At 63.1% G+C, this 21,651-nt stretch carries 20 protein-coding genes; 14 read left to right on the top strand and 6 right to left on the bottom strand.

Annotation, left to right across the window (positions count from 1 at the left end; all coding sequences use genetic code 11):
* Window positions 1-136 precede the first annotated feature (136 nt).
* From A3M3_RS29460 to A3M3_RS0104670, 3 genes are read left to right on the top strand one after another with little or no spacing between them, the layout of a single operon-like run.
* The gene (locus A3M3_RS29460; protein WP_028265375.1) at window positions 137-481 is read left to right on the top strand and encodes a DUF4244 domain-containing protein; all 345 of its coding nucleotides are present in this window, start codon (window positions 137-139) and stop codon (window positions 479-481) included.
* Window positions 478-1,068: a TadE family type IV pilus minor pilin gene (locus tag A3M3_RS27265; RefSeq protein ID WP_081736685.1), complete on the top strand. Its 591-nt coding sequence runs from the start codon at window positions 478-480 to the stop codon at window positions 1,066-1,068. The genes A3M3_RS29460 and A3M3_RS27265 overlap by 4 nt, the downstream gene beginning before the upstream one ends.
* Window positions 1,065-1,442: an Rv3654c family TadE-like protein gene (locus A3M3_RS0104670; RefSeq protein WP_231497184.1), complete on the top strand. Its 378-nt coding sequence runs from the start codon at window positions 1,065-1,067 to the stop codon at window positions 1,440-1,442. Before A3M3_RS27265 ends, A3M3_RS0104670 begins: the two co-directional genes overlap by 4 nt.
* Before the next feature lie 60 nt (window positions 1,443-1,502).
* On the opposite strand, the gene A3M3_RS0104665 is transcribed toward A3M3_RS0104670, so the two are convergent.
* Both A3M3_RS0104665 and A3M3_RS0104660 read right to left on the bottom strand, forming a co-directional pair.
* The gene (locus A3M3_RS0104665; RefSeq protein ID WP_442853109.1) at window positions 1,503-3,827 is read right to left on the bottom strand and encodes a DEAD/DEAH box helicase; all 2,325 of its coding nucleotides are present in this window, start codon (window positions 3,825-3,827) and stop codon (window positions 1,503-1,505) included.
* 111 nt (window positions 3,828-3,938) lie between these two features.
* The gene (locus tag A3M3_RS0104660) at window positions 3,939-4,634 is read right to left on the bottom strand and encodes a GNAT family N-acetyltransferase (RefSeq protein ID WP_028265372.1); all 696 of its coding nucleotides are present in this window, start codon (window positions 4,632-4,634) and stop codon (window positions 3,939-3,941) included.
* Between the two features lie 126 nt (window positions 4,635-4,760).
* Here A3M3_RS0104660 and trhO point away from each other — a divergent pair, with 126 nt between their 5' ends.
* Window positions 4,761-5,654 (top strand): oxygen-dependent tRNA uridine(34) hydroxylase TrhO, encoded by an 894-nt coding sequence (gene trhO, locus A3M3_RS0104655; RefSeq protein WP_028265371.1) that lies wholly within the window; start codon window positions 4,761-4,763, stop codon window positions 5,652-5,654.
* 96 nt (window positions 5,655-5,750) lie between these two features.
* Here trhO and A3M3_RS0104650 read toward each other — a convergent pair whose 3' ends face one another.
* The gene (locus A3M3_RS0104650) at window positions 5,751-6,188 is read right to left on the bottom strand and encodes a hypothetical protein (RefSeq protein ID WP_028265370.1); all 438 of its coding nucleotides are present in this window, start codon (window positions 6,186-6,188) and stop codon (window positions 5,751-5,753) included.
* Between the two features lie 66 nt (window positions 6,189-6,254).
* Here A3M3_RS0104650 and A3M3_RS0104645 point away from each other — a divergent pair, with 66 nt between their 5' ends.
* The 8 genes from A3M3_RS0104645 to A3M3_RS0104610 all read left to right on the top strand — a co-directional run bounded on the left by A3M3_RS0104645 (window position 6,255) and on the right by A3M3_RS0104610 (window position 16,092).
* Window positions 6,255-7,946 carry a DUF7059 domain-containing protein gene (locus tag A3M3_RS0104645; protein WP_051422930.1) on the top strand — a complete coding sequence of 564 codons (1,692 nt, stop codon included), beginning with the start codon at window positions 6,255-6,257 and terminating at the stop codon, window positions 7,944-7,946.
* Between the two features lie 49 nt (window positions 7,947-7,995).
* Window positions 7,996-8,637: a helix-turn-helix domain-containing protein gene (locus A3M3_RS0104640; RefSeq protein ID WP_051422929.1), complete on the top strand. Its 642-nt coding sequence runs from the start codon at window positions 7,996-7,998 to the stop codon at window positions 8,635-8,637.
* Between the two features lie 119 nt (window positions 8,638-8,756).
* Window positions 8,757-11,483: a type I DNA topoisomerase gene (topA, locus tag A3M3_RS0104635; protein ID WP_028265367.1), complete on the top strand. Its 2,727-nt coding sequence runs from the start codon at window positions 8,757-8,759 to the stop codon at window positions 11,481-11,483.
* A gap of 90 nt (window positions 11,484-11,573) precedes the next feature.
* The gene (locus A3M3_RS0104630) at window positions 11,574-12,026 is read left to right on the top strand and encodes an SseB family protein (protein ID WP_028265366.1); all 453 of its coding nucleotides are present in this window, start codon (window positions 11,574-11,576) and stop codon (window positions 12,024-12,026) included.
* Between the two features lie 67 nt (window positions 12,027-12,093).
* Window positions 12,094-13,158 (top strand): Ppx/GppA phosphatase family protein, encoded by a 1,065-nt coding sequence (locus tag A3M3_RS0104625; protein ID WP_028265365.1) that lies wholly within the window; start codon window positions 12,094-12,096, stop codon window positions 13,156-13,158.
* Window position 13,159: 1 nt separating this feature from the next.
* On the top strand, window positions 13,160-13,996 hold the full coding sequence (locus tag A3M3_RS0104620) for a sugar phosphate isomerase/epimerase family protein (RefSeq protein WP_028265364.1): 837 nt from the start codon (window positions 13,160-13,162) through the stop codon (window positions 13,994-13,996).
* A 547-nt stretch (window positions 13,997-14,543) separates the two neighbouring features.
* A complete protein-coding gene (gene proC, locus A3M3_RS0104615; RefSeq protein WP_028265363.1) occupies window positions 14,544-15,374 on the top strand; it encodes a pyrroline-5-carboxylate reductase in 831 nt (276 codons plus the stop codon).
* Window positions 15,375-15,513: 139 nt separating this feature from the next.
* Complete coding sequence (locus A3M3_RS0104610; protein ID WP_028265362.1) at window positions 15,514-16,092, top strand: hypothetical protein; 579 nt, start codon at window positions 15,514-15,516, stop codon at window positions 16,090-16,092.
* Window positions 16,093-16,128: 36 nt separating this feature from the next.
* Here the strand turns inward: A3M3_RS0104610 and A3M3_RS0104605 are convergent, their stop codons facing one another.
* Entirely contained in the window at window positions 16,129-16,767 is a 639-nt protein-coding gene (locus A3M3_RS0104605) for a potassium channel family protein (protein WP_028265361.1), read from the bottom strand.
* 40 nt (window positions 16,768-16,807) lie between these two features.
* A complete protein-coding gene (locus A3M3_RS0104600; RefSeq protein WP_028265360.1) occupies window positions 16,808-18,241 on the bottom strand; it encodes a TrkH family potassium uptake protein in 1,434 nt (477 codons plus the stop codon).
* Between the two features lie 111 nt (window positions 18,242-18,352).
* Here A3M3_RS0104600 and A3M3_RS0104595 point away from each other — a divergent pair, with 111 nt between their 5' ends.
* Together A3M3_RS0104595 and A3M3_RS0104590 are read left to right on the top strand one after the other, a co-directional pair.
* Window positions 18,353-19,564: an acetoin utilization protein AcuC gene (locus A3M3_RS0104595; RefSeq protein WP_028265359.1), complete on the top strand. Its 1,212-nt coding sequence runs from the start codon at window positions 18,353-18,355 to the stop codon at window positions 19,562-19,564.
* A 96-nt stretch (window positions 19,565-19,660) separates the two neighbouring features.
* The gene (locus A3M3_RS0104590; RefSeq protein ID WP_028265358.1) at window positions 19,661-20,251 is read left to right on the top strand and encodes an ArsR/SmtB family transcription factor; all 591 of its coding nucleotides are present in this window, start codon (window positions 19,661-19,663) and stop codon (window positions 20,249-20,251) included.
* Between the two features lie 84 nt (window positions 20,252-20,335).
* On the opposite strand, the gene A3M3_RS0104585 is transcribed toward A3M3_RS0104590, so the two are convergent.
* On the bottom strand, window positions 20,336-21,634 hold the full coding sequence (locus A3M3_RS0104585; protein ID WP_028265357.1) for an alpha-hydroxy acid oxidase: 1,299 nt from the start codon (window positions 21,632-21,634) through the stop codon (window positions 20,336-20,338).
* Window positions 21,635-21,651 lie beyond the last annotated feature (17 nt).

The following is a 21,651-nucleotide window of genomic DNA, read 5'->3' as shown; positions in this document are numbered from 1 at the left end:
CGCACACAAGTCCTCCACACAACCAGTCAGGGGTGAGTTTTCCACTTAGAAGATTTGGGTTCTTTCAAGGCCCAGACCCCGACGGAAGAGTAAGAGTACAGCCGGTGCCCAAGCCGGTCCATAGAAAGGAACTGAAATGAATGCCGCCACCCACCCCCTGGTTCAGGCCGCCACTTCTCGACATGAGGCTGAGGTTCTGGAGCTTTTCCCGAGCTCTACGGCAGATATGCCCTTTCGGCAGCCTCACGCTAGGCATTCCAACGATGGAACAAACCATGAGCAGTCCAGCGACGATCCCGAGGAAGCGAGAGGGTCTAAGAGGCGGCTCATGGCGTCCGAGCTAGGCATGGCAACAGCCGAGTATGCCATCGCGACTCTTGCCGCGGTGGGCTTCGCAGGACTCCTGGTGGTTATCCTCCGGAGTGAGGAAGTACGCGGCTTCCTCCTCAACCTTATTCGCACCGCACTCGCCCTACCATGACACACCGGCAGCCCTTCGAGCACTGCAAGCTGCGGCTCGGTCGGTCTCCACGGCCGTGGTCATCCTCGACAAGGCAGCCTCCTCCGGCAGAGAAGTTTCGCGGCCCGGGGAAGGATCGTGAGAGTGATTTCCTACCGGGGAGAGACCACGGTGCCGTCACTGCGGAGTTCGCTGTGGCGTTGCCTGCTGTCCTGCTTCTTTTGGCCCTGCTTCTGGCTGGATCGGCCGCGGGAATTACCCAGCTGCGCTTGGAAGAAGCAGCCAGGGCGGGAGCAAGAGCTCTTGCCCGCGGCGACGGCCACGCGGTCGTGGACGGAATCGTTCGGAGATTGGCCGGGGATGCCGCATCAGCCGTGGTAGCGGAGGACGGCGAATGGATCCAGGTCACCGTCTCCGCCCGGGTCGCTGGACCGTTGGGCTCCGTCATTCCTTGGAGCCTTTCAGCCACGGCGTCGGCCAGGGGAGAGACTCCGCGGGCATCCGAATCCCCCTTGCCGTCCATTGGTGTCGACGGCGGCGTTGTTGACTTCAACGGTGCTCTGCCGGAGACGCGGTTCGTGACCGCTGCGGAAGAAGTCGTGGCGTGAGGGCTTGCATCGACGACCCTGACCTTGGCTGCCCGGATCTGGAACGCGGTTCGGGAACGCTCCTAGCTGTTTCCCTGGGTCTTGTCGTCATGATCTGCATGGTGGCAACGCTCATGCTGGCGCAGGCAACAGCGATGGCACAGCGCGCAGCGTCTGCATCCGACCTTGCCGCGCTTGCGGCTGCGGACGTGGCCCGTGGGCTGACTGATGGAGACCCTTGCGCAGTCGCCCGCGAAACGGCCGCCCGGCACGGAGCGTCGGTTTCGGCCTGCACAGTGAGCGGAGGCGAGGTCGTGGACATCCGCGCTGAACTTGTGCGAGGCACTGTTTTTGGAGCCGCTACTGGCCGGTCACGGGCCGGGCCACCCCCTTAGGCCGTGCCCCAAACCGGGCGAACTGCCCGCGCCCAAACGGCGTCGGCTATACCGCGTCCGTTACACCGCGTCCAGCAGGAGCACATCGATTAGAGTGACCGCGGCGTCCTTGTCCAGCGGATTGTTCTTGTTGCCACACTTTGGGGACTGGACACAGGAAGGGCAGCCAGTCTCGCACTCACATGCTTTGATGGCGTCCCTGGTGGCGGTCAACCACACTTTGGCTTTCTCGAAGCCACGCTCGGCAAATCCGGCACCGCCTGGATGGCCGTCGTAGACGAAGATCGTGGGAACACCGGTGTCGGCGTGAAGCGCTGTAGATACACCCCCGATGTCCCAACGGTCACTTGAGGCCACCAGCGGGAGAAGACCGATGGCGGCATGCTCGGCAGCGTGAAGCGCACCGGGGAATTGTGCCTCGACAAGACCTGCGCTTGTCAGTGAACGGTTGTGGACCACAAACCACACTGCTTTGGTGAAAAGATCCCTGGCCCCAAGTTCCAGCGGCTCTTCCCCTAATACCTCATTGGAGATCAGTGCCTTACGTTGGAAGGAGACCACCTGCGTTGTTACTTTCACTTCGCCGAAATGGACCGCAATATCGCCCCATTCCACGGTCCGCAGAGTCTGCAGGACCTCGATTTGCGTTACGTCCCGCGCGGTCGTGTAATAGTCGGGGTTCGCTCGACGAACCATCACGCAATGGTCCTCTTCGTTTAGTTCCTCCACCAGGTAACTATCTCCTTGGTGTACATAAATGGCACCGGTGTGTGCCTGGTAATGCGTCTGGGGCGAATCCATGGTGCCCAACAGGGAGCCGGTCTCGGAGTCCACGATGCTTACTGGTCCGCCGCCATCCGCGCGAAGGTTCACCATGGCCGCGGCGCTCTCAGGATGGGTCCAGAACCAGCCTGCGGGCCGTTTCCTCAGGTAGCCCTGTTCCACCAATTGGTTCAGCAAAGGCTCGGAGGTGGGCCCAAAGAGTTCAAGTTCGGCGGCCCCTATGGGGAGCTCGGCCGCCGCGGCACACAGGTGGGGGCCCAGCACGTACGGGTTTCCTGGATCGAAGACGGTGGCTTCGACGGACACGTCGAAGATCGCCTCCGGATGATTGACGAGGTATGTGTCCAAGGGGTCGTCGCTGGCCACGAATGCGGCAATGGCGTTTTGGCCCGCGCGGCCCGCCCGTCCGATCTGTTGGAACAGGGAAGCCCTGGTTCCGGGCCAGCCAGCCACCAGCACGGCGTCTAGTCCGGAAATGTCGATGCCCAGTTCCAACGCAGACGTGCTGGAGACTCCTAGCAGCTCGCCGGAGCGCAACGCCCTCTCCAGTGCCCGTCTCTCCTCGGGGAGATACCCCGAACGGTACGCGGCAACCCGCTGGGGCAGGCTGGGATCGACCTCGTTTAGGAGTCGCTTGGTAATGGACGAAATGGTCTCTGCGCCGCGCCTCGATTTAATGAAAGCGATGGTGCGCACACGGGAGGACACCAGATTTGCCAGGATGTCCGCGGTCTCGGCCACGGCGGTTCTCCGAGACTTGGCCCCGTTTTCGCCCTTCACATCGGTCAGGGCAGGTTCCCAGAATGCGACAGTCGTTGAGCCGTGCGGAGAGCAGTCCTCTGAAACTTCCCGGACGCGAGTGCCGATGAGCCGCGCAAAAGAAGTGGCAGGGTCCGAGGCCGTCGCCGACGCCGCAATGAACACCGGCTCGGGGAAGGAGGTGCCGGCACCGTAATACGCACAGATCCGGCGTAGCCTTCGCATCAGATTGGCGACGTGCGAACCGAACACCCCACGGTAGCTGTGTGACTCATCCACGATGACGTAACGCAGCCTGCGGAAGAAACGGGCCCACCACGTGTGGTTCGGCAGGATCCCGAAGTGCAGCATGTCGGGGTTGGCGAGAATGAAGTTGGCGTGATCGCGAATCCAGCGGCGCTGGGACTGCTCGGTATCGCCGTCGTACGTTTCGGCCCGAACTGTCGGGAGCTTGAGCGCCCGGATCGCTGCCAGTTGGTCGGCTGCAAGGGCTTTGGTGGGGGAAAGATACAGCGTGACGGCACCGTCGTCGTGGATCTTTCCCGGTTCGGACAGCACGCGCAACTCTGAACGATGGATCGCGTCCAGGGCCGGCAACTGATAAGCCAGCGACTTCCCGGAAGCCGTGCCAGTGGCAATGACGACGTGTTGACCCGAATGGGCGAGCCCGGCTGCTTCGATTTGATGCCGGTACGGCTCATGGATTCCCAACATTCCGTAGGCGGCAACGATATCGGGATGGGCCCATTCCGGCCATGGCTCATGAATTGCCTGGCGTGCTGGAATGGTGCGGACATGTCGCAACTGCTCCGGGTCCGGGCTCCTGCCCAGGAGGGAGATCATCGATTCAGTTGCGTTCACTTGAACATTCTGTCACCGCGCTGAGAGCCCGCGTCTATTGAAGCCGCTGTGGACGCTGTTGCAGACGAGGAAGGAGGCGAAGCGGAAAGAGGACTACGCCACGGACAGATCGGTTTCGTCGACAGGTTTGGTGGACATCATGAGCACCTGGCACACGTGCTTCCAGCCAAGGTGTGAATAGAGATGTTGTCCGTCCAAGGAAGCCAGAAGGAGGCCGCTATCAACGTCGTGTTGAAATGCCTGCGCGGCGAGGGCCTTCATGATGAAACTTCCCAGTCCCCGGCGCTGGTAATTGGCTTCGGTAACGATCTTGTCGAACACCGCAGTCTGCCCGACCACGAATACCTGGCCGCTGGCCGCCACCTTTTCGCCCGCATGGACCACCGCGTAGTGGACGCCATTGCTTTCGGAAATCGTGAGCTTGAGATCGTCATCCGACAACCATGGGTCTTCCGCATCTTGGGTCCCCATGTCCACGATCATCATGGTCTGGGAATCGGAGGGGATGTTCAGCCCGTTCTCGCGTGCCAACTGGGTGTAGCGCCCGGCATCGTTAGTAAGGATCGTCAAGATGCGTGTGTCCGCCTCCGCGGTCTTTGCAGCCAGTTCAGCAAACTCGGAATCCGACGGGTCATACGCAAAGTACTCCCAATCACCGGTCTTGTCCGCACGCAGCGCCGCCGGGAACCGGCCTTCCTTGCGCGTGTCGTAATTCCGGGAACCAGCCCAGCCAGCCACCCAGACTTCCAGCAGTTCAGCGATGTCTTCAACCAAGGCGTCGTGACTCATGTAGAGAGACTATGCCAGCATTCTGGGAATCAACAGGGGGCTGCCAGTAACAGCTCCATTAACACTTTGGAGCCCCGGATTACAGCTCGAAACAGCGGGTTTGGGACCACCAAGTACCCTTAACTGGTGGCTTTAAACAGAATTGTTCTCTTCTATGGTTTTACCCCGATAGCGGACCCCGATGCCGTCCGGCTCTGGCAACGTGCCCTGTGCGAGAAGCTCGGCCTGACCGGGCGCATCCTCATTTCGCGGGACGGCATCAACGCCACAGTTGGTGGGGAGCTGAACCAGGTCAAGCAGTATGTGAAGACCACGAAGGAGTACAAGGGTTTCCGCGGGATCGACGTCAAATGGTCTGAAGGCGGAGCCTCGGACTTCCCCCGCCTCAGCGTGAAAGTCCGCGATGAGATCGTGTCCTTCGGTGCCCCCGGCGAACTGAAGGTCGATGAGAAGGGCGTTGTCGGCGGCGGCACCCACCTTCAGCCCGAAGAGCTCCATGCACTCCTGGAGCAAAAGAGGGCGGCCGGGCAGAACGTGAAGTTCTTCGACGGCCGCAACGCTTTCGAAGCCCAGATCGGCAAGTTCAAGGACGCAATTGTTCCTGACGTCGCCACTACCCACGACTTCATCAAGGAACTCGACTCCGGCAAGTACGACGACCTCAAGGACCAGCCCGTGGTCACGTACTGCACGGGCGGGATCCGTTGCGAAGTCCTCTCCAGCCTCATGGTGAACCGCGGTTTCAAAGAGGTCTACCAACTCGACGGCGGAATTGTCCGCTACGGCGAAACCTACAAGGACCAAGGCCTCTGGGAAGGATCCCTGTACGTTTTCGACAAGCGCATGCACCTGGAATTCAGCAAAGAGGCCAAGACCATCGGCCAGTGCGTCCGCTGCCAGGCGCCCACCAACAAGTTTGAAAACTGCTCCAACCTGAGCTGTCGCAACCTCACGCTCTATTGCGCCGAATGTGCCTCCAGCCCCGAAACGCTGCGTTGCCCGGAAGGCTGCGCGGCCTAGAGCCGCTTTACCGGTACGCGAATCTCCCCGAGGCATTCCACACCGGCGGCATTCCCCACCGGCCCCCCGTCATCAGCCCCCGTCACGAGGCCGCAGTCAGGAAGCGGGCACCAGTTGGTAGGCGTAGATTACAGGCGCATCCACGCTGCTTGCACTGATGCTCAGGGGACCGGAGGACGGAACTTTGATGCGGGAGGTTTCCGAGCTGCCATTGCATGCCGCCCCGGCTTCGGTGATCGGCTTGCCGCCCGAGGAAACGTCGAAGAATGCCTTGCCGCCGCCTCCGCAGGCCACGGTCAAAGTATAGTTTCCCGCTGCGATGCCGGTGAAGTTCTTGACCAAGGGGTCGCGGTTCGGAATCTTGCCGGAGTCCTCCAGGACGATCCCCGTCGCGGAAGGCATGGTGGCCGCCTTCCACGCTGGGACGTTGGCGTCCGAAACAGACCCGCCGGGGGAGCACGCCGCTATCGCCAAGGTACCTGCGCCAATGACCAGGACCGCGGCGCGGCGCCAAGTGGAGAGGTGAAATGCCATGATTCAACGCTACCCGCTCAGGCGCCTCTCCGCGGACGGGGTCACCAGCGCCAATAGACTTGTACAGTGACTGATCCCGCAACGCCCATCATCCCGGGGACCACCCCCACCCCTCCCGACGCTCCGCGCAGTGACCTCCACGAGCTACTCACGGCGCTCGCCGGAGATCTGCGAAACGTTGGATACACGGTGGATGGAGTGGCGGCTCTTCTGGGGGAGTCGGCCCACACGGCGCTCGCCCGGGACCAGCTCATCCCCGCACTGATCGTCACCGATCCGGCTGCCCTCAAGGGCGACTCGACGACGGACCGCGCGAAAGCCGCGCTCGCCGTCGTCGTCCGCTTGTGGCTCCTGGCCGTCCCCCAAACGGAAGACGATGTTGACGCCGCGCTGCCGGGGATCCGCACCTCGGGCCTGGTGGTACTTGGCCTGGTGGAGAAGAACGACGCCGGTGCTGTCGCCGCCAAAGTGGATGTGCGGCCGTACGGCTGGGAAGGTGACTCCGGAGCAGGCAACAGCGGAAGCGGCGGCGCCGAACTGTGGGTTGCCAGCGATCTCGCGGCCCATCAGCGGCCGGGCGTTCTCCGGCATGACCACGTGCTGGGCATCGGGCAGGCTTCCACTACGCTTGTCCAGACCACCATCCGGCGGCACTCGAAACGCGCCCTGGACCTCGGGACGGGCTGCGGAATCCAGACCTTCCACCTCCTGCACCACAGCGATCACGTCACCGCCACAGATATCTCCGAGCGGGCCCTCGCGTTCACCCGTTTCAACCTGATGCTCAATGCCGAGGCCCTGCACCTGGACCCGGCCGACCTGGAATCGCGCGTGAGCTTGCGGCTGGGGTCCCTGCTGGAGCCTGTGGCGGGAGAGACTTTTGATCTGGTGGTGTCCAATCCGCCGTTCGTCATTACCCCTCGAAGTGCCGGCGAGCACGCTTCGGAGCAGTTCACCTACCGCGACGGCGGGCTCCCCGGTGACGATATCGTCGCCACCCTCGTCCGCACGCTGCCCGATGTCCTCGCGCCCGGAGGCACGGCGCAGATGCTCGGCAACTGGGAAATCACCGCGGGCACGGGATGGAGCGAGCGGCCCGCCTCGTGGCTGACCGGTTCCGGCACGGAAGCATGGTTCATCCAGCGGGAACAAGTGAGCCCGGAGCTTTACGCAGAAACATGGCTCCAGGACGCTTCCGAGGGCCGCGACCGCAAGCTCTACCGCGATGCCTACGTCGCCTACCTGGAAGATTTCGCGTCCCGCAATGTTGAGTCCATCGGCTTCGGAATGATCTGGCTGCGGCGCCCGGCAGATGGTGCGGTAGACGCTGGAACCGTGCGGAAGGAGGCACGACGCCGCTTCGAAGAAATCACGTACCCCATCGAGCAACCGATCGGTCCGCACCTCGCCGCCGCCGTCGAACGCGCCGATTGGCTGGACACCCACGAGCTTGCCGACGCCCATCTGGTCGTGGCGGAGGACGTGACCGAGGAACGCCACCAGCGTCCGGGCGCCGAGCATCCCGGGGTCATCTTGTTGCGCCAGGGCGCGGGGCTGCGCCGGACGAACCTGCTGAGTACAGAGCTGGCCGGCTTTGCCTCGGCGTGCGACGGCGAGCTGTCCGTCCGCCAGCTGGTCGGGGCCTTGGCCGCCCTCCTGGGTGGAGGGGAGGACTTCGACGACGAGGCTTTCCGCGCCGGATTGCTCGACGACGTCGCGAACCTGGTACGCGATGGCTTCCTGCAGGCCGCGGGCTAGGACAACGGAATAGCACAATTGCGGCGGCCCCGGCGGATAAACTGTTCCGGTGAATGAAGACAACGGGATAATCACCGGGCTGGCATCCCCGAAACGCCGGAAACGGCCCGGGAAGACGGTGGAGATCACCGACCCCAAAGCCATCCGTGCACTGGCCCATGCAGCCCGGCTTGAGGTCATCTCGGAACTGTATTCCACGCAGCTGAGCCGCACTGCCACTGAGCTTGCCGTGCAGACCGGCCTCACGCCCAGCGCCATGAGCTACCACTTGAGGGCCCTCCAGAAATGGGGGATCGTGACTCCTGCCGGCAACAAAGGCGATGCACGCGAACGCCGTTGGAAGGCCGCCGGTTCGGACTTCACCATCAAATCCGGCGGAAATGCTCCGAGTCCGGAGATCGCCGTCGTCGAACTCGAACTGGACGCTTTCCGGCGTCGGGCCACCGCCTTCACCCGCGCCCGTGGCGAGCGGCGGCAGCGTGGTGAGGCCGCGAACGAGGCAGCCGCGATGGTGCTGTCCAGCGATCTGCTTTACTTGACTCCGGAGCAGCGGACGGATCTCAAGGCCAAATTCCAGGAACTCATCAGGTCATATGAGCTCGAAGATCCTACGCGGATTCCGGAAGGTGCGGTGCGGATCGCTACGATGTGGTCGATGATTCCGGACGACCGGACGCCATCTGCCAGCTAGTTCACACAACCGTTCCTCCACCGCAGTTCTTCACATGGAAACGCACGATTCTGCAAAATATGGTGAACTAGGCCAATATGGGCACGAGCCCAAGCAATTCATTTTTCTGTAGGAGAACCGTGCCCAGCAAGGCAAAAACCGGCAAGAAACTCGTGATCGTGGAGTCTCCGGCCAAGAGCAAGACCATCGCCAAGTACCTGGGCGAAGGCTTCATTGTCGAGGCCTCGATCGGCCACATCCGCGACCTCCCGCAGCCGTCGGAACTCCCTGCAGAACTGAAGAAGACCTCGGTGGGCAAGTTCGCCGTCGACATCGAAAACGACTTCAAACCGTATTACGTGGTGTCTCCGGACAAGAAGAAAAAGGTTGCCGAACTCAAGGCCCAGCTGAAAGACGCTGACGCGCTCTATCTCGCAACCGATGGGGACCGCGAGGGCGAGGCCATCGCGTGGCACCTCCTGGAGGTCCTGAAACCCAAAGTTCCCGTCTACCGCATGACCTTCGGTGAAATTACCAAGGAAGCCATCCACCGCGCCATGGACAACCTGCGCGACGTCGACAACGCCCTGGTGGACGCCCAGGAAACCCGGCGCATCCTGGATCGCCTGTACGGCTACGAAATCTCCCCGGTGCTGTGGCGCAAGGTAGCCCGCGGCTTGTCGGCCGGCCGTGTGCAGTCGGTGGTGACCCGCATGGTGGTTGACCGCGAACGCGAACGCATGGCATTCAAGGCCGCGTCCTACTGGGACCTGACGGGCCAGTTCGGCACCGGCTCGGCGACGTTCAAGGCGAAGCTCGCTGCCGTGGACGGCGCGAAGGTGGCCAGCGGCCGTGACTTCAACGACGACGGCGTTCTCACCTCCGCGAACGCGGTGCACCTCAACGAGGAACTCGCCACGTCGTTGGCGGCCGGGCTGGAGAACGCGGACTTCCGCGTCCGCTCGGTGGACACTAAGCCGTACACCCGCCGGCCCGCCGCTCCGTTCACGACGTCGACCCTTCAGCAGGAGGCCGGGCGTAAGCTGCGCTTCTCCTCCAAGAGCACCATGCAGATCGCCCAGCGCCTGTATGAAAACGGCTACATCACCTATATGCGTACCGATTCCTCGGCGTTGAGTGACGAAGCCCTCACGGCCGCCCGCCGCCAGGCCGCTGAGCTGTACGGTCCCGAGTACGTGCCGCAGTCTCCGCGTGTCTACGCGAACAAGGCCGCGAACGCACAGGAAGCCCACGAGGCCATCCGCCCCGCGGGTGATTCCTTCCGCACTCCGGCCCAGGTGGCCAGCCAGCTGAGCGGCGACGCTTTCCGTCTCTACGAACTCATCTGGAAGCGCACCATTGCTTCCCAGATGGGTGACGCCAAGGGCTCCACCGCCACCATCCGCCTCGGCGCAGTGGCTACCGACGGCCGCGACGCCGAATTCTCGGCCTCGGGCACGGTCATCACCTTCCCCGGCTTCCTCGCAGCCTACGAGGAGGGCAAGGACGAGAGCCGCGGCGACGACGACTCGGATGACGCCCGCCGCTTGCCCAACGTGGCCAAAGACGATTCCCTTACGTCTTCCGAGATTGTTGCCGTGGGCCACGAGACCTCCCCGCCGCCGCGGTACACCGAAGCATCGTTGACCGCAGAACTGGAAAAACGTGGCATCGGCCGCCCGTCCACGTATGCCTCCACCATCTCCACCATCCAGGACCGAGGCTATGTCCGGAAGCAAGGCTCAGCGCTGGTTCCCAGTTGGATCGCCTTCTCGGTCATCCGCTTGCTGGAGCAACACTTCAGCGACTATGTGGACTACGAATTCACGGCGGACATGGAAGGCGACCTGGACAAGATCGCCAATGGCCAAGCGATTGGCGCTGCGTGGCTCAAGCACTTCTACTACGGTGAGGACGCCGATCCGGGCCTGTTGAGCATCGTCAACAACCTCGGTGAAATCGATGCCCGCGAGATCAACTCCGTGCCGATTGCCGAGGGAATCACGCTGCGCGTCGGCAAGTTCGGTCCGTATCTGGAAAGCTCGATCCCCACTATCGATCCCAAGACCGGCGAAGTCGTGGAGGCGGCGCGGGCCAACGTCCCCGAGGACCTCGCACCGGACGAGCTCACTGCGGCCAAGGCCATGGAACTGATGGAAACGGCGGCCCCCGAGGAACGCGTCCTGGGCGCGGACCCGCACACCGGCCACACCGTGGTTGCCAAGAACGGCCGCTACGGCGCCTATGTCACAGAGGTCATCCCGGAGATGACCGAAGAGCAGTTGGCAAACCAGCCGGTGGAGTACTACAAGAACGGCAAACCCAAGCCGCCGAAAAAGCCCGTCAAGGCCAAGCCGCGCACAGGTTCCCTGTTCAAGTCCATGTCCGTGGACACGATCACCCTCGACGAAGCCATGCAGCTCATGAGCCTTCCCCGCGTCCTGGGCGAGGATGCCGAAGGCAACCCCATCACGGTGCAGAACGGCCGCTTTGGGCCCTATTTGAAGAAGGGCACGGATTCGCGGTCCATCGGATCCGAGGAAGAGATCTTCACCATTACGCTGGAACAGGCACTGGAGATCTACTCCCAGCCGAAGCAACGCGGTGCCCGGGCAGCCGTCCCACCGCTGGCTGAGTTTGGCCCGGACCCGGTTTCGGAGAAGAACATCGTGGTGAAGGAAGGACGTTTCGGTCCGTACATCACCGACGGCGTCACCAACATCACTGTTCCTCGGGATACGTCCATGGAGGAGCTCACTCGCGAGCAGGCTATCGAGCTGCTCGCCGAGAAGCGCGCCAAGGGCCCCGTCAAGCGGACTACCACGGCCCGTAAGGCACCGGCGAAGAGGGCACCCGCGAAGAAGTAGCGCTGGGGACACGCATATTTGCCGGGGGAATTGTGTCGGGAGCCGGGTCGGGAATTGCGTCCCGGATGGCACTCGTGATCGAGTAGAACCATGACTGATCAGCCCGCAGCCCCGGAGTCCCTGCCCTTGAACGACCTCGAATCCAAGCTCGCGAAGGCCGGACAAGCCGATGCGAACCCCGTGGATGTCATCCTGGCCTTCCTGAACAACGAGGTCTACATCTTGAGCAGTGACTCGCTGGATAAGCCTGATGCTGCGGTGGAGCCACTTGTCCTCGCCAACTCCGAGGGACAACCTGTCCTGGCTGTGTTCAGCCACCCGAGCCGTGTGGAATCACAATTCCTGGAGGCAGCGCCCAATATTTTGGGAACCCACGGCGCCGCGATTCTGGACAGCATCGGTGACGAGCTCGGCCTGGTGATCAACCCCGGCAGCGAGCACGGCTTCGAGATGGGCCCGGAAGGCATCGCCAACGTCCGCCGCGACTTCACCCGCGCCGACACTGCCGACACAGCTGACGCAGACGCGCCCAGGAATATTTGACCGGCTCGCGGCATGAAACGGCAGTCCTAGTTGCTTCACACGCTTCGAATCGGGGAATAATGGCAGAATGCGTCTTGGCGTCCTAGACATCGGTTCCAACACCGTCCATTTGCTTCTCGTGGACGCGCACCCAGGCGCACGCCCGGTGGCGTTTGCCTCCCATAAGCGACCGCTTTCGCTGGTTCAGTTCCTGGACGGCGACGGCAACATCAACGATGCCGGACAACACGAGTTGATTGAATTCGTCCTTGAGGCGTGGGAGTTCGCGGCCCGCCACAAGGCCGAGGACCTCTTGGCTTTTTGTACCTCGGCCATTCGTGAAGCCACCAACGGCGTCGAGGTCCTCGCCCGCGTGAAGCACGAGACCACCGTGACGCTGCAGGAACTGACCGGCAGCGAAGAGGCCTCCATGACCTTCTTCGCGGTTCGACGCTGGTACGGCTGGGGAGCTGGCCCGATTCTGGACTTGGACATCGGCGGCGGCTCCTTCGAAATGGCGTTTGGCCAGGACGAATTGCCTGAGCTTGCGCTGTCGGTCCCACTCGGAGCCAGCCGTTTGACCAGGGACTGGCTCCACAACGATCCGCCCACGGCCAAGAGTGTCAAAGAGCTGCGAAAATACATCCGCCAAACTCTGAAGCCTGTGGTCCGCGAGTTCAAGCAGCTGGGCCGGGCCAATTTGGTGGCGGGAACCTCCAAGACCTTCCGTTCGCTCGCACGTATCGCAGGCGCGGCTCCCAGTGGCGCCGGTCCGTACGTCAAGCGCGAACTCCACGCCACGGACTTGGGGCTCTGGACACAGCGGATCTCGGCCATGACGGTCGAGGACCGCTTGTATCTTCCGGGCGTCTCGGACGCTCGGGCCAGGCAGATCCTCGCTGGCGCACTCGTGGCCGAGGCCGCCTTGGAAATGTTCGAGTTTCCAAGCATGGAGATTTGCCCTTGGGCCTTGCGCGAGGGGCTGATCCTGCGCCGCCTCGACCAGCTGATCTTTGACGGCCCGCTGGAGCCGGCACCGCATGTCGGGCTCGGGGGCGCAGTACCGGTGCCCCGTCCGGGCGCCAACACCGGAAGACCCGTCCCTGCGGCGGCATCCATCCCTATCGCGACCGCTGGGAGGCAGGCCAACTGACATGAGCACCGACGTCGAGCACTCTGAAGAAGACACACCGAGGATTCCGGTGGCGCTTTCCAGCGCTTCTGTCTATCCGCTCAGCGTCCATGACGCTTTTTCCGTGGCCCAGGACCTGGGGTACGACGGTGTCGAAGTGATGGTGACCAACAACGCCACCAGTCAGAACCCGGATGCCCTCATCCAGCTTGGCCACCGCTACGACCAGCAGATCGTCTCCATCCACGCGCCCACCCTGCTGCTGACCCAACAGGTCTGGGGACCGGCGTGGAACAAGATCGAGATGTCTTGCCAGATGGCCCGCGAAGTCGGCTGCAACACCGTGGTGGTCCATCCGCCGTTCCGCTGGCAATCGAACTATGCGGAGAACTTCGCTGCCGGCGTGCGCGAGATCGCCGCGATGTATCAGGTGCACATTGCGGTGGAGAACATGTACCCGTGGCGTGTGCGCGGTCGGGAGGCGCTTGCGTACCTTCCGCACTGGGATCCGTTGGGCCAGGATTACGACGACGTCACCTGGGACTTCTCGCATGCCGCCACCGCCGGTGCCAACAGCCTTGAGGCGATACGGACTCTCGGGACCAAGTTGCGCCACGTCCACCTCACGGACGGTTCGGGTTCGGGCAAGGACGAGCACCTGATTCCCGGTTACGGGACGCAACAGTGTGCCGAAGCCCTGCAGTATCTGGCATCCAGTGGTTTCGAGGGCACTGTGGTTGCCGAGATCTCCACGCGCAAGGCCAAAGCTGCCGGCGAACGTGAGCAGTGGCTCGCCGAAACGCTGCGCTTCGCGCGCCAACATTTGGGCGCGCCGCTCGTGGGAGCCTTCGAGATCTAAGCACGCCTGCGGGCAAGCAGAGGTTCCGCATCGAGCCTTGAAGAACACCCGATGAAGGCAGGGGGGCGGGCATTTCCCCGGAACCGTGCGTCTCCTGCCAAAGGGTTCGATTCTGCTGGATCATTCCACCCGTCAGTGGTGCCCGCCGCGTGATTCCGGGGCACCGGGACTTGCCAAAGCGGACGATCGAGCAGAATCCGACGTTCCCCGATGCATCCGCTTTCATCGCGCCCGGGATTTACACACGTTTTGTCCTGTAACCCGACCTCAAACGTGATCGCGCCACTTAACCGGGCCACTTAAACGAGAAAGCACCGGCGGTCGATACGGGAAAATGGGGGGAAACCCGTTCGACCACCGGTGCTTGTGGCGGACATCCCCATGCCCGCCTCATCACTCGCACCCTCAATGAGGTAACTACTAAGTTACGGAGCAATATTGGGTGCAGCCTGCAATAACCTTGAGAACCAGCTGGGAATTCCGGTACCCGTCATGCCGCACCGAGCTGGTTCTGCAGCGGCTAAGCCGAACTGGCATCATGGAAGCCATGAGCAACCGAATCGCATTCCTTGGCTGTGGGTCCATGAACGAGGCCATTCTAGGTGGCCTGCTTGCCGCCGGAACGGATCCGTCGGACGTCGTCGCCACTGTGCGTCGCGCAGAACGCGCCGCCGAACTGGCTGAGCGCCACCACGTCATGACCATCGCCGGAGCCGAGGAACCAGACAACAACAAGTTAGCCACCAAGGGCGCTTCGGTTGTCATCCTGGGCGTCAAGCCCGTGGGCATTGCCGATCTAGCCCGCGAAATCTCCTCCTCCCTGGCCAGGACCACCATTGTGATCAGCGTTGCCGCTGCCGTCTCCATCGCCCAGCTGGAAGCAGCTTTGCCCGAGGGCCAGCCGGTCATTCGCACCATGCCCAACACCCCCGCCAAGTTGGGCCGTGGGGTGGTCTCCGTGTCGGCCGGAACCAATTGCACTCCCGAGCAGCTCCAGCAGGCCAAAGACATCCTCGCCGCAGCAGGCACCGTGGTGGAAATCCCGGAGGAACAGGTGGACGCCCTGTCAGCCATCAGCGGCTCGGGCCCTGCCTACGTGTTCTACCTTGCTGAGGCCATGGCTGCTGCCGGCGTCGAACTTGGTTTGGATCCCGAACTCTCCCTCATGATTTCCCGCGAGACCGTTGCCGGTGCCGGTTTCATGCTTGCCGAGCCGGGAGCGGACCCCACCGCACTACGCATCGCCGTGACCAGTCCCAACGGCACCACGGAGCGGGCCATCGCAGCCTTCAACGACGGCGGGATTCCCGCAATCATCGCCGACGGAGCGCGCGCAGCCGCGGCCCGGGCCGCGGAAATCACGCAGCAACTCGGCTAGCTCCCTGGAGAGCCGGTGCCATCAGCCGGTGCCGGGTCTTCCGGCCCCGGCAGCCAGGAGTTAACGTTGTCTAAGGCATGGAACGGTTGGAAGCCAGCCCGTTCCCACCTTCAGGTGTCCGGGCTGCAAAGAGGTAGCCATGAGTTATATCGCAGTGAGCAGGCGAACAGCGAGACGGCGCGAATCGGAACTCGCCACGCGACGGCTGGTTGTCATCCTGAGTGCTTCGGCCGCCGCGGCATGGCTGATATCGGTACTGTTGGCAGGATCCACGCGAGTAGGCGGCCTCATCCACACTTACGCCCTCATTGCCCATGTTCTGGCCATGGTGGTGTCCTTCGGAGCCATCCTTCTGGTGGACTGGCATGGCTTTCTGTGGCTCATCGGAAGACGCGGCTTGGCCGAGACGATCCGGCTCGACGGGGCTGCAACCCCGTTGATCTGGGGTGGATTGGCTGGCATGCTGGCCAGCGGAGTCTTCCTCAACGCTAATTTGAGCAGCACCATGACAGACGTGAAGCTGCTTGCGGTGCTGATCCTCACCCTCAACGGCATCATGCTCATACCCCTGATGAGGCGGCTGGCACACTTGGCGCCTACTGCATCCTTTCGGGATCTGACACCGGGGCAACGCTTCCACATGCTTGCGTGCCTAGCCATCTCGCAGCTGTGCTGGTGGACAGCCATCGTCATTGGATTCATCAACGCTGCACCTTGAGCGCCGCGCTTTGGCCGCCCAGCGACGGCCCCGCCGCTATGGCCGTGCCGCGAACCGTTCCAGCAGGTCAACGTGCCCGGACACGATCAGCATGTCGCGGCCGGAGACCTTGGTCTCTGGCCGGGCGTAGGTGAAGTCTTCGCCGGGTGATTTAACCCCGACAATGGTCACGCCGTACTTGGAACGGACCTTGGACTCATCCAAAGTGAAGCCCACGGTTTCCTTGGGCGGGTACATTTTCACGATGGCGAAATCGTCGTCGAACTCGATGAAGTCCAGCATGCGCCCGGAAACGAGGTGGGCGGCGCGGACCCCGGCGTCGGCTTCGGGGTAGATGACGTGGTTGGCACCGATGCGTGTGAGGATCTTGCCGTGCGAGGCAGTGATGGCTTTCACCCAGAGGTGTTCAATGCCCAGGTCCACGAGGTTCACCGTAATGAGCACAGAGGACTCGATCGATGTTCCCACGCCCACCACTGCAGAACTGAATTCCTGTGCACCGAGCTGGCGGAGGGCATCGATGTTGGTCGCATCCGCTTCCACCACATGGGTCAGGACGGAAGCCCAGTTCTGCACGAGCGTGCGGTCCCGCTCGATGGCCAGGACTTCGCGTCCCTGCTTGACGAGCTGCTCGGCGGTGGCCGCACCGAAGCGGCCCAGACCTATCACCAGCACGGGCGCGTTGTGCGCCGGTCGGTTGGGGGCGCCTGTTGAATTAGCCAATGATCGGCCTCTCTTCGGGGTAATGGAACAGCTGCCTGCGTTGGCGGAGGGCCAGTGCGGAGGCAAGGGTAATGGTGCCGATACGGCCGGCGAACATGACCGCGGCGAGGATGTAGACCCCCGCGGGCGGCAGCTCGGCACTAAGGTTCGTGCTGAGGCCCACCGTTGCGAAGGCCGAAATGGTTTCAAAGAGTACCCGGTCCAGGCTGGCCCCGCTGATGGACAAGAGCAGGAATGCTGCCACGCACACCAACGTGGCACCGGCCACGATGACCGAGATGGCAACGCGCATGGTGCCCTCCGGAATGGTGCGGCCGTAGGCCTTGACGTCGGCGTCGCCTCGCGCCTCGGCGACAATGGCAAGGAACATGACCGCGATGGTGGTCACCTTGATGCCGCCCGCTGTCGACGCCGAACCGCCGCCGGCAAACATCAGTGCGTCGGACAAGAGCCGAGTGGTGGCATCCATATGGCTCTGGTCAACGAGGTTGAAGCCTCCGGAGCGCGTCATGACGGAGGCGAAAATGGAATGCGTGATCTTGTCGCCGACGCTCATGTTGGCAATAGTGCGGGTGTTGTCCCACTCCATCAAAGCCCAGAGGACGGAGCCCGCAACCAGCAGGATCAGGGACACCTGAATGGTCAGCTTGGTGTGGAGGCTCCATTTCTTCCACCGGAGGCCGTGCCTCCGGAGCACCAGCATGACGGGGAAACCGAGGCTGCCGAGGAAAACGCCCAGCATGAGCGGCACCAGGATCCACAAGTCCATCTGGTACGGCACGATGCCGTCGGAGTGGGGCGTGAACCCGGCGTTGTTGAACGAGGAAATCGAGTAGAAGACCCCGTGCCATAACGCCTCCCAGAAGCCTTCCCCCAGTGTCAGGAAGCGCGGAACCAGTGCGATGGCCAAGATGGCCTCGATGGTCACGGACGTCGAGATGACGGTCCGCAACAGAGTGCCCACTTCGCCTAGACGACCTGCGTTGTTCATAGCCTCCTGGGCGATGAGCTTGCCCCGTACGCCCAGCCGTTTGCTGACCATGAGGGCCAGGAGGGAAGCGAGGGTCAAGGTTCCCAAACCGCCCACGAAGATGCCTACAAGGATGACCAGCTGGCCGAAGAAGGTCCAGTGGACCGCCGTTGAGACAACCGTCAAACCGGTCACGCACACGGCGGATACGGCTGTGAACAACGCCTGGTAGAGGGGAGTGACACCGCCGTCGGCCGACGCGGCTGGCAGCGAAAGCAGGCCCGTGAACAAGAAAATTGCAAGGCAGTAGGCCGTCAGGGCCAATCGCGCCGGCGAGGTGTTGGCGATATTGTCGACGAAGTCCCGGATCCCCGTGAAAATCCACAGGCTTCCGCGCTCCGGCTGGACGGTTTGCCAGGTGGCCGGGTCTCGGGTCCTCGACTGGCTCTGAGTCATGGCAGTGCTGTTCGCTTCTGGTCGATTGATTCTGCTTTCTTGAGTAGTAAACCACTAATCGCCCGCTGTAACGGGCGGATGCCTTCCCGCCGCTCGGGTAGCCTGTGATTGATGACTTCCTGGGCTGGCCTCCGTCCGTCCGCGCTGCCAACGACGGTCGCGTGGGATCCCGCCATGACCGCATACAATTTCGGTCCCTCCCACCCCATGGCCCCGGAGCGGCTTGAACTGACGGCCAGGCTGGCCGAGGCGCTCGGACTGTTCAACCTGGAGCACGTGTCGGTTCAAGCGCCCGACCCCGCGTCCGACGTCGAACTCCTGGCAGTCCACAGTGCCGAATATGTCGCCGCCGTGCGGCGTGCAAGCGAAGACCCGACGACGCCGGACCCGGAACGCGGACTGGGTACCGAAGATGACCCGGCCTTCGCAGGAATGCACGAAGCAAGCGCCCGGCTGGCCGGCGGTTCCTTGCTCGCCGCTGAGGCGATCCTGTCCGGAACGGCCGTCCGGGCCGTGAACTTCGGCGGCGGCATGCATCACGCCTCGCGGGAGCGGGCCAGTGGCTTCTGTATCTACAACGACGCCGCACTCGCGGTCCAGAGGCTGCTCGACGGCGGCGTCGGGAAAGTCGCGTACATCGACGTCGATGCCCACCACGGGGATGGCACCCAGAGCATCTTCTGGAACGACCCAAGGGTCCTCACGATCTCTCTCCACGAAAGCGGCCTTTCGTTGTTCCCGGGAACGGGATTCGCCAATGAGATCGGTGGCCCGGATGCGCTGGGGACCGCCGTCAATGTGGCCTTGCCTGCATGGACGGGCGACGCCGGGTGGTTGCGGGCCTTCCATGCCGTGGTCCCGCAACTCGTGCAGGCCTTTGAACCGGAGGTCATCGTGAGCCAGCACGGCTGCGACTCCCACAAACTCGATCCCCTCACTCACCTCAACCTCAGCGTGGATGGCCAACGCGAGGCGGCCACCGCCGTCGCAGGCCTTGCTGCCAGGTTCTGCGAAGACCGTTGGATTGCCACCGGGGGAGGGGGCTACGAAGTTACAGGGGTGGTACCGCGCACGTGGAGCCACTTGATAGGCATCGTCGCGCAACATCCCGTGCAGTTGACGGCCCCGGTCCCGGAAATATTCCGAAGCTACGTCAAGGAGAAGTACGGGGAATCGGTTCCGGAACTCATGGGCGACGGCGTGGATACCTGGTGGCGCTCATGGGAGGTCGGATACGATCCCTCCGACGCCGTGGACCGGACTGTCATTGCCACGCGCAAGGAGATCTTCCCGCTTTACGGGCTGGACCCATGGTTCGACTAGATTTCCCTGCACCATCCGGGCGTTGGGATGACCGCAAAGCCCGCCAGCGTGAAATAGTTGATGCCTTTTGGCGTATATGTCGCTAGGGTGGGAGTCATGGTGACTGACGACGTATTTGCCGTCATTGCTGAGGCAACCCGGCGTGACATTCTGGTTTCCCTCCGCTCTGGGGATAAGGCTGTGGGGGAACTGGTGGAGGAGCTCGCAGCGAGCCAGCCCACTATTTCGAAACATTTGAAGGTACTCCGCGAGGCGGATCTTGTCAGCATGCGCGCCCAGGGGCAGAAACGTTACTACGCGTTGAACCCGAAGCCGCTCGCGGGGGTTGCCAGCTGGCTGGAGACATTCGACGTCGCTCGCGTCCAGCCCGCGGCCGAAGCCGCCACCCCGGCCCGCAACACGCGCCCCCGTGCGGTTGCGCAGCAGGGTGCGGTTGGCCAGCAGGGTGCCGCCCAGCTCAAGCAGCCCGACGGCGAGTCGATCGGCACATCTCAGCCGAGCACCGACGTCGGGCGCTCGCTGGAACCGGCGCCGGTCTCCGGTGCTGTTGTCGCAGTCGCCGGAATCGACGACACGATGCCGCAGCAGATCGGCCGCACCGTTGGACGTGCAGCCACGAAGGCAGCAGACCTCTTGGCGAACCTGCCCAATCTGCCCAATCTGCCGAAGTTCGGCCGCAAGAAGTGACACCCAACTAACTCGCAGTTGTTGTCGTTTTGAGGCGTCATAACGACAACAACTGCGAGTCAGTTGGGCCAGTCCAGCGGGAGCCTAGTGCTGCAGCAACCGCACGTGGTCCGGGTTGAGTTCCGAAACCTTGGTGACTCCAAGCAGGGCCATGGTACGGGCCATATCCTTCTCCAGGATCTGGATGGTGCGGTCCACGCCGGCCCGGCCACCGGCCATGAGCCCGTAGAGGTAGGCCCGGCCGATCAGCGTGAATTCGGCACCGAGCGCCAAAGCTGCCACGATGTCCGCGCCACTCATGATGCCAGTGTCCAGGATAACGGCGGCATTGCTGCCTTTCAGCGCGGCGGCAACCTCCGGAACGAGGTGCAGCGGAATCGGGGCCCGGTCGAGTTGACGACCGCCATGGTTGGAGATGACCACGCCGTCCGCACCGTGGTCAACCACTTTGCGGGCATCTTCGACCGTCTGGATGCCCTTGACCACCAGCTTGCCCTTCCAGGTTTCCCGCAGCCAGTCGAGGTCATCGAAGGTCAGGGTGGGATCGAACATGGAGTTGATGAGGTCCGCCACGGTGCCCGTGTATCGGGAGAGCGAGGCGAAGGTCAGCGGTTCGTGGGTGAGGAAGTTGAACCACCAGGCGGGCCGGTAGGAGGCGTCCAGCACGGTCTTCACCGTAAGCGCCGGCGGAATGGTCATGCCGTTGCGGACATCCCGCAGCCGGGCGCCCGCGACGGCGGTGTCCACTGTGACCATGAGGGTGTCGTTTCCGGCTCGGGCGGCGCGCTCGATCAGTTCCAGGGAGCGGTCGCGGTCGGTCCACAGGTATAGCTGGAACCAGTTCCGTCCGTTCGGCGCTGCCGCTGCAACGTCCTCGATGGAGGCGGTGCCCATCGTGGACAGAGTGTAGGGAATGCCAGCGGCTTCGGCAGCCTGCGATCCCGCGTACTCACCCTCTGACTGCATCATGCGTGTGAAGCCGGTGGGAGCGATGCCGAAGGGAAGCCGGGACTGCTTGCCCAGGATGGCCGTGCTGAGGTCGACGCCGGAGACGTCCCGCAGGATCCCGGGCCGGAATTCGATGTCCTGGAACGCCTGGCGGGCCCGGCGAAGGGTGATCTCCGCCTCCGCCGCACCATCTGTGTAATCGAACGGTGCCCGGGGAGTGCGTCGCTCGGCCATGTCCCGCAGTTCCCAGATGGTGGATGCGCGGCGCAGCTTTGCCGAGTTGCTGAACTCGGGCTTCTTGAATTTCATCAGGGGCGCAAGGTCCGAATACTTGGGAACCCGGCGCTTGAGCGCGGCTGGGCGCCCGACGGCGGTGGGGACGTTCGTGGGCACCTCACCGGAAGGGGCGCTGCTCGGCTGGGCGGTCTGCGTCATGGTGCTGTCTCCAGAGT

It is taken from the genome of Arthrobacter sp. MA-N2 (genome assembly GCF_000517125.1).
Classification (GTDB): Bacteria; Actinomycetota; Actinomycetes; order Actinomycetales; family Micrococcaceae; genus Arthrobacter; species Arthrobacter methylotrophus.
Note: the sequence above shows the minus strand (reverse complement) of the source record. Positions and strands in the feature narration are given on the sequence as shown.